Raw genomic sequence first — 12,289 nt, 5'->3', positions numbered from 1 at the left:
CCTCTAAAGCTTCTTGTGCTTTTAGGAAGTGGTTGGTTAAGAGGCCTTCGATCTTGCCGCCAAGCGGGCAGGCTTTAGGTGAGTCAGAGTGGATCTTGAAAAGTTTTTCTTTATCATTTACTGCGTTAAAAATTTGAAGGAGGGTTAGGTGTTGGGGAGTATCACTGACTTGAGACGTGGTGTTTGTGGGGCTGGGGTGTTTAGGCATCAAATAGTTATGTCAAGCATGTGATGTTCGCTAGGTACTATTTCCTCATTATCTGCTATATCGTCCAAATTTTCTTCGTCACTATCTCTTGAATTTTGTTTTTCACTCTCAAACTCACTTGCCTCTTCTTCATTTTTTTGGCGTTCATGTTCCTTTTCAGGGTCTATTTTATAAGACTCTTCCATCGGACGCACCTCTTTGATCTCTTCACTTTGTTGCGAGGCAAGCTCAGCTGTCATCAAAGACTGCATATCAAATCTAGCTTGTTGATTTGCATGCACTTGCGACACTACTGGTGCGTTTTGATTTATAAAGTTACTATTTCCTAAAGGTGTTACAGCCATTTTTTAGCCTTTATTTATGATGATAGTTTTATAGTTCGTATAAGTGACATTTGCACCGTTTTCACGTTTTAAATTTTCGCGTTTGGTGTAGTCCACCTCGTATCTGCCAGCTCCTTTTACGCTAAATTCTACGCAGAATTTAGCTGCCATTTTTAGCACATCTTCGGGTACCTTGCTCTTGTTTGTTTTAATAATGACATGAGCGCTTGGGGTATCCTTTAGATGTAACCATATATCGTCTTTTTTGGCAAGGTCAAGCAAATTTATATTGCCTTTTTCGTTTCTACCAACTAAAATCTTAAACTCTCTAACGTAAAAAATTTCAGCATTTTCACTCACATCTTTTACATGACGTTCTTTTTGTTTTGCCTTGTTTTTTGGGCTTAAAATTTCAAGCTCATAAAGACTATTCGCTTCTTTTAAGAGGGATTTTAATCCTTCAAAAAACTCAATCTTTTCGCTTAAATTTCTCTTTTCTATCTCCACGCCAAGGGCCTTTGCTCGAAACTTTTTTGATCTTGTGTAAAATTCATTTGCACTATTTTTTGGTGTATCGCTAAGGGTTAATTTTATCTCGTTGCCATCAAAATCTTTCAGGCAAATTTCTCTCTCATAGCCCTTAAAATTTCCCAAATTTGCAAGCAAAAGCGATCCTAAATTCGCAGATTCCTCACTCTTTCTCATTAGCTCATCTTTGTCTTCAAGTGAGTTTAAAATTTCGCTCATATTATCTATCTTTTTTTGTACGCTTGCAAGCTTCGCCTCTTTTAAACTAGCTATCCTTGATTCATTTACTCTAGTCGCTTCGCTCTTAAAAAACACCTCAAAGTCAGTTATGGGCTCGCACGGTTTTTCCTTGATAGTGATAGCTGGAAGCTCTCTTAAAACTTCGCCAGTTTCTATCTTTCGGTAGCTATTATCAATATGTCTTAACGCTTCGATTATTACGTTGTTTTCATCAGTTATCACAGCATTTGTAAAGCGACCTGTAAATTCAAGATAGAGAATAAAATTTTCACTTTTATATGAGCCACTTTGCGTGCAGATAAATTTTAAAATTCTATTATCTTTTAAGTACTCAACGTTTTTTATATGCGAGGCGTTAAAGCGCTTTTTTAGCACATTATCAAAAGGTGCTTGATAAATTTTTGCTTCTTTTAGCTCGTCATCTTTGTAGATAGAGGAGTTTGATTTGTTTAGATCAAAGATAATCTTCTCGCCATTAAATTCGATCAAAATAGCCATATCATTAATGCGTTTTGCTTGGTTTATCTTTGTAAAATTTGATAAATAACTTGCTATTTGAACTAAATGTGCGTACTTCATGTGGGGATTATATCAGAAATGTTGCAAAAATGTTTTAATAAAAGCTTTATCGCTAGCTATGACAAGAATAGTAAAAATCTGTTTTTTGATCCATGTTTAATTTTTACAAATATTTTATTTGTAATGTTATTAAAATATAAATTTTTCGTAAATTTTTTTCATAAAAATTTAAAATATATTTTTATATAATGATAACTATTTTTATAATATTAAAAATTTTTTAAGGGATGATAAATGAATAAATTTCGCATTAGTGCGGTGCTTTGTTTTGCTATTTCTGCTTTAAATGCTACTGATGTAAGTTTAGATGGGATCAGCATTGAAGATAGCGCAGACGATGGTTACAGAGCCACAACGAGTGAGGTGGGCAAGACAAATACGCCAATTCTTGAGATACCACAGACAGTAAACGTCGTAACCCAGCAGCAGCTAAAGGATAAAAAGCCAGAAAATTTAATGGAATCGCTTCAAAACGTAAGTGGTGTTAGCTATGCGAATACAACTTCAGGAAATTTTGATGCGGCTTTAAAGCGTGGCTTTGGTGGCGGACGTGACGGCTCTATAATGCGTAATGGTGTATCAGCTGGTGTGACGCACAACTTTAATGCAACTGTACAAAGCGTCGAGGTGTTAAAGGGCCCAGCAAGCTTGCTTTACGGCGTTCAAGATGCCGGCGGTATCATAAATCTAGTAACTAAAAAACCGCTTTATGAAAATAGCAATGAAATTTGGCTTGGCACCGGTAACAAAAAGTATAGAGATTTTGGCTTTGATTCAACTGGAGCTTTGGGTGAGAGCGGTTTTGCATATAGATTTATATTTGATTGGTCGGGTAAGGATTATTGGAGAGAGTATGGCGAATATAAAAATTTACTCATCGCTCCAAGTATAAGTTATAAAGGTGACGACTATCGTATTGATGCTGCCTACTCCCATACAAAATACACCGACCCCGCAGATCGTGGCATGTATATGCTAGAATCAGGACAAATTTTAGACATAGATAAAAAAGTCAGATTAGATGAGCCATTTAACGAGATAGACGGCAAAGTAGATACTTTTGATCTAAGTTTTGAGAAAAATTTTGGCGAGAATTGGCTATTAAAGGGAGCTTATGCATTTTCACGCTCACTACATGAATACGGACAAGCTCGCATTATGAATATAAATTTGGCTAGTGGAATCGCAAAAAGACGTATGGAGTGGTATGAAGATTTTGAGCATAAGACCCATGCTGGATCACTTACATTAAACGGTATAGTAGAAACTGGAAGCATAACTCATAATCTTTTATTTGGAGTAGATGCTAAAGAGTATCTAAGACAACGTCCAGAAGCTCGTCAGATCGAAGCAAATGATGCTAGAAATAATATAAATATCTACTCGCCTATTTATGGTAGAGTTACTGCAGATGACATCAAAAGTAGAGGTGCTAGCAAAAAGACGCAATACCACAAACTAAAAACGATCGGTACTTACGCACAAGATAGTATAAATTTAACTGATAGCTTAATATTTGTAGCGGGACTAAGGTATGAATACTATAACCAAATAGTAGGCGATCAAAACAGATATATTGCCAGACCTTTGCCTTTTACTAAAAGTATAGATAAAAGTGGTGGCAAGCTGCTTTATAATGTCGGACTTTTATATCTACTAACTCCTGAGTGGTCAGTTTATACTAGCCATTCTCAAAGCTTTAAGCCACAAACTTCTATCGGCAGCAAAGGTGCTGTCTCATTAGAGCCAGAAGAGGGAAAATCTATCGAGTTTGGAACAAAATTTCAAAACAATAGCATAACCGCAATGGCAGCTTTATTTAATATCGATAAGAAAAATATTATAAACAATGTAAACAATATATCATATACGAGTGGTAAAGCAAATTCTAGAGGAGTAGAGTTTGATTTTAATGGACGTATTACAGATGGGCTTAGTGTAAGTTCAAGCTATACCTACACCAAAACTAAACTAAAAGAAGATAGAAATATGGCTTGGAAGGTGGGTAAGCCGCTTGAGGCTACTCCAAAGCATCAAGCGAGTTTATTTGCTAATTATGATTTTACTCATCTTGGCGTAAAAGGTCTAAGAATAGGTGGTGGCGCCAGGTATTTTGGCTCTTGGTATACTTACAATCAACAAAAAAACTCAGCAGCTTATGGAAACTTTTATAAATTACCACATGCTATTACTTACGATGCTTTTGTTAGCTATACGACTAAAATTTCAGGCTATGAGACAAATTTTGCATTTAATGTGAAAAACCTAACCGATAAACTTTACTACGTAACAGCATCATCTGGAACTGACTCTTCAGTGCTTCCTATTACCCCAGGCTATGCTCGTCAGTTTATGCTAACAGCTAGCGTTAAATTCTAAATTTACTAGGCCTTTTGGCTTAGTAAATTTTCTTTAAATTTAGCAATTTTCGTTAAAATCGCCTCAAAATTTAAAGGAAATTTATGAAACAAACTATCACCGAGAAAATATTTTCAGATCACGTTGGCAAAGAGGTAGGTGCAGGAGAGATCATCGAAAGCAAAATCGATATGATCATAGGCAACGACATCACGACGCCTATCTCGATCAAGCAGTTTGAGCGAAGTGGCGCTAAAAAGCTAGCTAACCCAGACGGCTTTGCTATCGTGATGGACCACTACATCCCGACAAAGGACATCCTAAGCGCAAATCAAGCTAAAATTTCACGCGAATTTGCCTATAAACACGACCTTAAAAACTATTTTGACGAAAAGGATATGGGCATCGAGCACGCACTTTTGCCTGAAAAAGGGCTAGTCATCCCAGGCGACGTCATCATCGGCGCAGACAGCCACACCTGTACGCACGGCGCTCTTGGGGCATTTAGCACTGGCATGGGAAGCACCGACCTAGCCTATGCGATGATCACTGGCAAAAACTGGTTTAAAGTGCCTGAGAGCATCAAGGTTGTGTTTAAAGGCAAGCTTGATAAACACGTCTACGGCAAAGACCTCATCCTTGAGATCATACGCCAAATAGGCGTTGATGGCGCACTTTACAAGGCGCTTGAGTTTAGCGGTGAGGTGATAGAGGGCCTTAGTATGGATGATAGATTTTCAATGTGCAACATGGCGATTGAAGCTGGTGCAAAGAGCGGTATCATCGCGGTTGATGAGATCACAAAAGAGTTTTTAAAAGATAAAAATTTACGCGATAAACCAAAATTTTTCTACTCAGACGAGGGTGCAAAATACGACAAAATTTTAGAGATCGATGTGACCAATCTTGATCCAGTCATCGCATATCCATTTTTGCCAAGTAACGGCAAGAGCGTAAGACAAGCGGTTCGTGACGATTTAGCCATTGATCAAGCATTTATCGGTTCATGCACAAATGGCCGCCTAAGCGACCTTCGCATTGCAGCACAAATTTTAAAAGGCAAAAAAGTAGCTCGCAAGACAAGGCTCATCATCACTCCAGCGACACAAAAGATCGCAAGGGCTGCTGAGAAAGAGGGCTTAATTGACATTTTCATCGAAGCAGGAGCAGTTGTGAGTAACCCAACATGTGGAGCTTGTCTTGGCGGATATATGGGCATTTTGGGCGCAAATGAGCGCTGCATATCGACGACAAATAGAAATTTCGTAGGACGTATGGGTGATAGAACGAGTGAAATTTATCTGGCTAACTCAGCAGTTGTAGCGGCTTCAGCCATAGCAGGTAAAATCGCCGATCCAAGGGACTTATAAAAAATAATATGGATAGTTTGATATCTGACTTATTGAAAATTGTACTTGGTGCAGTCCTAACAATGTGTGCGCAATGGGTGTACGCTAATCTAAACACGAAAAAAGAGAAAAATAAACTCAGGCGACAAAAGCTAGAGGAAGCGTTTATTATAGTAGGGGATATTTTAGGGGGAATACATTACAAAGTAGCTTTATTAATAAATCCAAATTTAAATATAGAAAATCCAAAATTTGAAATTGGTAAATTACACTCGCTTATCAGTTTTTACGCACCAGAACTGCAAGAGGACTATAAGGATTTTATGTCCACATATCAAGAATTCGGTCCGCTTATCCTAAACAAATTCAGAACTTTAGATAGTGATGACAAAAGAATAGAGGCAACAACTGAGGAGCTAGTGCAAATGATCTTTTCGCTAAGCTCAAAAGGCAATATAATTAAAGAAAAGTTAGCCAAAATAGCGCAAACATTATAAATTAGTTGTTGCGACGAAGCAAATAATGTTTTATATAAAATCCCCACAACAACTAAATCAGCGCATTAAAACGCTGTTATCGTAGCCAAAAGACCAAAGATTATGCCTGGGAAGTTTGCAGCAGAAAGTGGATAGTCTTTTTTAGCTTTTAATAGACCGTAACTTGTCCAGATTGTGCAGTTTAGTGCGGCTGCCAGTGGCTGTATAAAAGGCGTCTTGTTGCCGTCAAGGTTGCCCATTATTTGTGGGATGTATGAAAAGTACATAACAACTGATAGGCATGTGCCGATCCAGCCTAAAATTTGTAGATTTTTTTCGCTCATTGCTTCTCCTTAAATAAAAGCGCCATTATATCTTTTCTAATCGTAGCAAGCAAATGGATAAAATAGCTATGATTTTTACTGCGATTAAGATGGTTTTAGTAAAATTGAGCATTTTAAAAGGATAAAAATGCCAGATATAATATATGACAAAGCAAAATGGCATTGGGGTGCGAAAGATGCGCCGACTGATATACCGCATGAAAACGGTGCGACACACATTGCATTTTTCTTTCGCTGGTGCATGGAACACAAATTTTACTCAAAGGAATTTGCGGCAGATTTTGCGGACGATATAGCACAGATGGACGAAAATTTTAACTATCGTCAGTATCTTTTTGACGCTATGGACGGCGTACTTGGAAGTGCGGAGCTAAATACTGCTGGTAAAGTCTTTGCAAAAGCTTACTATACGACTGATCGGACAAAATTTGCCAAAATGTATGGTTGGTATTTGCAGGATTATACGGATTTTGTTTCGAAAAAATTTGGTGAAAAATACTTTGATAACGCCTATTTTTATATAGAAAATTCACAAGAAAACTATGCCTTGATCAAAGCTATCATTGATCGTCGCTATGAGGAATTTTTAACAATGAAAAGGGCAAGGCAGGCTTAAATTTTACAAGTATGATAAACAAAAATAAGTTTTTATAACATATTTTTGGTAGATCAAAGCCGCTTTTAGCTAAATTTAGCTCATAACTTTCTTAAGGGAAAAGATGCAAACTTGCGTGATTTTAGCAGGTGGCAAAAGCTCGCGTATGGGACAAGATAAGACACTTTTGCCATTTGGTGGTTTTAAGACGCTTACTCATTATGAGGTTGCGAAATTTAGCAAAGTTTTTGGCGAAGTTTATGTGAGCTCAAAATTTGAGAAATTTAGCCCGCCACTAAAGCTTATAAAAGATGAAAATAGTAATAACTATTCGCCAATGCTCGCACTTTACTCCATTCTTAAAAATTTTGATCATAGTATTTTTGTGATACCAGCTGATATGCCATTTTTTGATCTTAAAAGCTTAGAGGAGCTTGCTACATTTAAAGATGAATTTGACATGGTTGTGGCCAGTGATAATGAGCACATTCACTCGCTTTGTGGTTTTTTTAGCCCAAGGCTTGTCACTTTGGCTCATGAGTTTTATTTAAAAAATGAGCATAAAATTGGACTTTTGAGAAAAAGCTGTAAATGCAAAGTCGTAAATTTTAAAGATAGTGAGCAGTTTTTTAACGTAAATTTCCCTGACGAATACGAAATGGCAAAGAAAATCCAAGAAAAGAAGATAGATGATGAGTAAAATTTTATTATTTTTAAGCCTTAGTCTTAGTTTTTTGATGGCAAGTGGGCTAGATGATTTTAAAAGAGCACAAGAGCTGGAGCAAAGTGGCGACATAAAGGCTGCGATGCAAATTTATAAAGAGCTAGCCAAAAGCTCTTTAAACGAGCAAGAAGCGGTGCAAAACTTGCAAGCAAGCGAGCCAGCGCCAAATGATGCAAAGCTAAAGCAAGCTGATCTTTTAAGAGAAGATAAAAGTAGTAAAAATTTACAAAATGCACTTGGTATCGAGCTTTATAAATTTAACTACCTTTTGCCAGTAACTTATACCAAAAATGTGCCAAACGATGAGCGAAAGAGCATTGAAACTAAGTTTCAAATAAGCCTTGCAAAGCCGTTATTTTATGACCTGTTTGGATTTAGAGAGAGCCTTGTGGTAGCCTACACGCAGACATCTTGGTGGCAGATAACAAGAACTTCAGCGCCATTTCGTGAGACAAACTATCAGCCAGAAATTTTTCTAAATTTTGCTTCGCCAAAATATTTGGATCAAATAGGTGTTAAAAATCTAAAATTTGGACTTTTGCATGAGTCAAATGGACGAGATGGTAGCAATTCAAGAAGCTGGAATAGAGCTTATGTGCAAAGTGATTTTGTTTTTGACAAGCTTAGCATTTCGCCAAGAGCTTGGATGGTAGTGGGCAATAAGGGCGATAATAAAGATATATTAAAATACATAGGACACGGCGATGTAAGGCTTAGTTACAACCTTAATGAACACATTTTTAGCCTAATGCTAAGAAATAACTTACATTTTGATAAAACAAATAAAGGTGCTGCTGAAATTTCATATATGTTTCCTATCTTCTCAACCGGAGTTTATGGCTATTTGCAGTATTTTACGGGATATGGCGAGAGTTTGATTGATTATAATAGGCATACTGATAAATTTGGTCTTGGTTTTGTTATTTTAAAATAAGCTAAAAATTTTAAACTTATAAAATGGCTAAATTTAGGCAAATAGTCATAAATTTACTCAAATATGTCAAAAAAATTTAATTAATCAAAAAACTTAAAAATATTAGAAAAAATACAAGCAAATTTTGCTAAAATCTTAAGCAAAATCTCAGAGCAAAGGAGTTTTTATGAGCGGAATCTCACTAATTGTCTGTTTTGTTGTAGCCATCATACTTATGATCGTTATGATCTCTAAGTTAAAAGTGCATCCATTCTTGGCACTTATGAGTATTTCTTTGGTTCTTGCGATCGTCGCAGGCATCGATCTGTCCAAGATCCCAGCGATGATAGGTGTCGGCTTTAGTGGCACATTTAAGAGTATCGGTATCGTTATTATCTTTGGAACGATCATCGGTACCGTGCTTGAAAAAACGGGAGCTGCTTTAAAGCTAGCTGATATGGTTGTTAAGCTAGTTGGACAAAAGCGTCCAGAGCTTGCTATGCTCATCATGGGCTGGGTTGTTGGCATTCCGGTATTTTGCGATAGCGGATTTGTCGTTTTAAACTCTATTCGCGAAGCGCTTTATAAGAAAATTTCAGCAAGTCCAGTCGCGATGTCAGTCGCACTTAGTGGCGGTCTATACGCATCTCACGTCTTCATCCCGCCAACTCCTGGCCCAATAGCAGCTGCAGGAACACTTGGTCTTGGCGGAAATCTGCTCCTTGTCATCATCATGGGAACAGTCGTTTCAGTGCCTGTGTTGATAGCTGTTTATTTCTTTTCAAAGAGTGTTGGCAAAAGCGTGACTATCAGCGACAAAGATGCTGACGCTACTATCACAGCTAGTTACGAAGATCTTTTAAAGAAATTTGGCACGCTACCTAGCGGATTTTTGAGCCTTGCTCCTATCATCATGCCTATCATTTTTATGGCGATTGGCTCTATTGTCGATGTTTTAGCAAAACAAGGCATGTTTGATAAAACGGCTCTCTTACCAAAGATACTTTTATTTTTAGGAAACCCTATCATTGCTCTTGCAATCGGCGTGATCTTTTGCGTGTTTTTATTAGTAGAAGCCAGAAAGATAAGAGAATTTGACCACATCACGAACGAATCTTTAAAGATCGCTGGACCGATACTCTTTATCACTGCAGCTGGCGGTGTTTTGGGTAATGTCATCACTGAGGCTGGCTTTGTAAATTTCATAAAAGAAAACGCAACCGCCATAAAAGCGATAGGAATTTTCTTCCCATTCATCATCTCGGCCGTACTAAAAACCGCTCAAGGAAGCTCGACCGTGGCTATCATCACGACAGCGTCTATCATGGGTGCGTTTAGTGCCGACAACTCACTCATGCAAACACTTGGCTTTACGAGTGAAATTTCAGCTGCACTTTGTGTCATGGCGATAGCATCTGGTGCGATGTGCGTATCTCACGCAAATGACAGCTACTTCTGGGTTGTGACAAATTTTAGCAAGATGAGCGCAGAACAAGGATATCGCACACAAACAGCTATGACGTTTATAATGGGCATCGTTGGTATAATTAGCGTTTATATCTTATCTTTGGTGCTTTTATGAGAATTTTAGTTGCGATTGATTCATTAAAAGGCTCGCTTAGCTCTCTTGAAGCGGGCCTTGCTGTAAAAGAAGGACTAGAAGAGATTGGCTGCGAGGTCGTTGTCAAGCCTATCGCAGATGGTGGCGAGGGTAGTGTAGAGGCGATGGCTGATGCACTTGGTGCAAAATTTATAGATACGATAGTTAAAAATCCACTTGGAATTGAAATTTTAGCTAGATATGCACTAAAAGATGACCTTGCAATACTTGAAATGTCAAGTGCTTCTGGCCTTACACTCATAAACCCAGACGAGAGAAATCCACTAAAAACTAGCACATTTGGCTTTGGTCAGATGATAAAAGATGCCATTGCTAAAGGCGCTAGAAAATTTATCATTGGCATCGGCGGAAGTGCGACAAATGACGCTGGTACAGGCATGCTTAGCGCACTTGGCTTTAAATTTTATGATAAAGATGGTGCTTTACTTGAAGGAAAAGGCGAGAATTTAGCCAAAATTTATGAGTTTACAGATGAAGATGCTTTAAAAGAGCTAAAGGAGTGCGAGTTTTTAATCGCCTGCGATGTAGACAATCCTCTCTATGGCATGAATGGAGCAGCCCATGTTTATGCCCCTCAAAAGGGTGCAAATGGCCGTATGGTAAAAGAGCTTGATGATGGACTAAAACACTTTGCAACTCTTGTAAAGGAAAAGACTAATAGTAAATTTCACACACAAAAAGGTGCTGGCGCAGCTGGCGGACTTGGCTTTGCTTTCGTGGCATTTTTAGGAGCGAAACTTCGACCAGGTATCGAGATCATCACGCAGACCATCGCACTTGAAGATGAGATCAAAAAGGCTGATCTAGTCATCACTGGCGAAGGCCGTATGGACTTTCAAAGCTCAATGGGCAAGACACCAACTGGGGTTGCAAAACTAGCAAAAAAGTATCATAAGCCAGTGATCGCATTTGCTGGAAGCGTGCAAAAATGTGCCAAAGATTGCCACAAAAATGGGATTGATGCCTATTTTTGTATATTAAATGAGCCAGTGAGTCTTGAAGAAGCGATGAGAAAAGATGTCGCGATTAGAAATTTAAAGATGACAGCGGAGCAAGTCATTCGCCTTTATATGCTAAACTACAAAGCATAAATTTAAGAAGATAGAAGTTTATTTTCTATCTTTTTTCCACTTCTTTCTAAATTTTACTATCCAAATTCTATCTTTTAAGTGCTACAAAAATTCTCAAAATTTAATACATTTTGCAAAAATATAAAATAAACTTTAGAAAAAATATTTACTATGCTAAAATAAGAAAAAATTCTAAAAAGAAAGGAGAATTTTATGCAACAGACCTTAAATTCTCGTCGCAGCTTCATTGCAGCTGCAGGATTATTTTTTGCTACGACCGCACTAAAGGCTGCACCAAAGGACTTTAGCGGTAGTAGTGTTCGCTACGGCATGGCGATAGATCTAACAAGATGTGTTGGATGTCAGTCATGTACTATGAGCTGTATGTTAGAAAACGACGTTCAGCCAGGCGCTTTTAGAACCATTGTTTCCGAGTACGAGGCAAGAGATAAAAGCGGCAAAATGGCAGTCATTGCGTCACTTCCAAGACTTTGCAACCATTGCAACAATCCAGCCTGTATTAGTGTTTGTCCAACTGGTGCTAGCCATCAAAGAAGTAATGGTATAGTAAAGATTGATACAAAAGAGTGCATAGGCTGTGCGCTTTGCGTAGAGGCCTGTCCATATCACGCAAGATATCTTAGCCTGCATACCTATAAGGCCGATAAATGTACCTTTTGTGATCACAGACTAAGAGCAGGGCTTCAGCCAGCATGTGTAGAGAGCTGTGTGGGTGGTAGCCGTATAATAGGCGATCTTAATGATCCTAACTCAAATATTAGAAAATTTCTAGCCACACATGAGACTATGGTTATAGATAGCCCTAAAAATACAAATCCGCAGGTGTTCTACCACGGCGTTAGCGAAATTTTGGCTAAAAACGATAAGAAACTCGAGCTTGATAATGGATATAAAAAGGTTATCAGCTGGAGCGAAGAGATAGCACAGTAAAAGGAAATAA

Annotated in this window: 12 protein-coding genes; 9 read left to right on the top strand and 3 right to left on the bottom strand. The window is 38.0% G+C overall.

Annotated features, from left to right (window positions below):
* Positions 1-207: 207 nt before the first annotated feature.
* Together A3223_RS06680 and A3223_RS06675 are read right to left on the bottom strand one after the other, a co-directional pair.
* Positions 208-552, bottom strand: a complete 345-nt coding sequence (locus A3223_RS06680) for a hypothetical protein (protein WP_084109652.1) — start codon at positions 550-552, stop codon at positions 208-210.
* A gap of 3 nt (positions 553-555) precedes the next feature.
* Positions 556-1,878 carry an NFACT RNA binding domain-containing protein gene (locus A3223_RS06675; RefSeq protein WP_084109651.1) on the bottom strand — a complete coding sequence of 441 codons (1,323 nt, stop codon included), beginning with the start codon at positions 1,876-1,878 and terminating at the stop codon, positions 556-558.
* 234 nt (positions 1,879-2,112) lie between these two features.
* Here A3223_RS06675 and A3223_RS06670 point away from each other — a divergent pair, with 234 nt between their 5' ends.
* The 3 genes from A3223_RS06670 (at position 2,113) to A3223_RS06660 (ending at position 6,082) form a co-directional block, all read left to right on the top strand.
* Positions 2,113-4,257, top strand: a complete 2,145-nt coding sequence (locus A3223_RS06670) for a TonB-dependent siderophore receptor (protein ID WP_084109650.1) — start codon at positions 2,113-2,115, stop codon at positions 4,255-4,257.
* 83 nt (positions 4,258-4,340) lie between these two features.
* Positions 4,341-5,606 (top strand): 3-isopropylmalate dehydratase large subunit, encoded by a 1,266-nt coding sequence (gene leuC / locus A3223_RS06665; protein WP_084109649.1) that lies wholly within the window; start codon positions 4,341-4,343, stop codon positions 5,604-5,606.
* 8 nt (positions 5,607-5,614) lie between these two features.
* Positions 5,615-6,082, top strand: a complete 468-nt coding sequence (locus A3223_RS06660) for a hypothetical protein (RefSeq protein ID WP_084109648.1) — start codon at positions 5,615-5,617, stop codon at positions 6,080-6,082.
* A gap of 65 nt (positions 6,083-6,147) precedes the next feature.
* Here the strand turns inward: A3223_RS06660 and A3223_RS06655 are convergent, their stop codons facing one another.
* A complete protein-coding gene (locus A3223_RS06655) occupies positions 6,148-6,405 on the bottom strand; it encodes a SemiSWEET family transporter (protein ID WP_021091682.1) in 258 nt (85 codons plus the stop codon).
* 127 nt (positions 6,406-6,532) lie between these two features.
* Between A3223_RS06655 and A3223_RS06650 the strand changes: the two genes are divergently transcribed.
* The 6 genes from A3223_RS06650 (at position 6,533) to A3223_RS06625 (ending at position 12,279) form a co-directional block, all read left to right on the top strand.
* The gene (locus A3223_RS06650; protein WP_084109647.1) at positions 6,533-7,021 is read left to right on the top strand and encodes a DUF7832 domain-containing protein; all 489 of its coding nucleotides are present in this window, start codon (positions 6,533-6,535) and stop codon (positions 7,019-7,021) included.
* Positions 7,022-7,124: 103 nt separating this feature from the next.
* Positions 7,125-7,700 (top strand): molybdenum cofactor guanylyltransferase, encoded by a 576-nt coding sequence (locus tag A3223_RS06645; RefSeq protein WP_084109646.1) that lies wholly within the window; start codon positions 7,125-7,127, stop codon positions 7,698-7,700.
* Positions 7,690-8,658 (top strand): phospholipase A, encoded by a 969-nt coding sequence (locus A3223_RS06640; protein ID WP_257639264.1) that lies wholly within the window; start codon positions 7,690-7,692, stop codon positions 8,656-8,658. Before A3223_RS06645 ends, A3223_RS06640 begins: the two co-directional genes overlap by 11 nt.
* 166 nt (positions 8,659-8,824) lie before the next feature.
* Positions 8,825-10,219, top strand: a complete 1,395-nt coding sequence (locus A3223_RS06635) for a GntP family permease (RefSeq protein WP_084109645.1) — start codon at positions 8,825-8,827, stop codon at positions 10,217-10,219.
* Positions 10,216-11,349, top strand: a complete 1,134-nt coding sequence (locus tag A3223_RS06630) for a glycerate kinase family protein (RefSeq protein ID WP_084109644.1) — start codon at positions 10,216-10,218, stop codon at positions 11,347-11,349. The genes A3223_RS06635 and A3223_RS06630 overlap by 4 nt, the downstream gene beginning before the upstream one ends.
* Positions 11,350-11,541: 192 nt before the next feature.
* Positions 11,542-12,279, top strand: a complete 738-nt coding sequence (locus A3223_RS06625) for a 4Fe-4S dicluster domain-containing protein (RefSeq protein WP_084041862.1) — start codon at positions 11,542-11,544, stop codon at positions 12,277-12,279.
* The last annotated feature ends 10 nt before the right edge of the window (positions 12,280-12,289 follow it).

It is taken from the genome of Campylobacter concisus, assembly GCF_002092855.1.
Taxonomy (GTDB): domain Bacteria; phylum Campylobacterota; class Campylobacteria; order Campylobacterales; family Campylobacteraceae; genus Campylobacter_A; species Campylobacter_A concisus_AI.
Note: the sequence above shows the minus strand (reverse complement) of the source record. Positions and strands in the feature narration are given on the sequence as shown.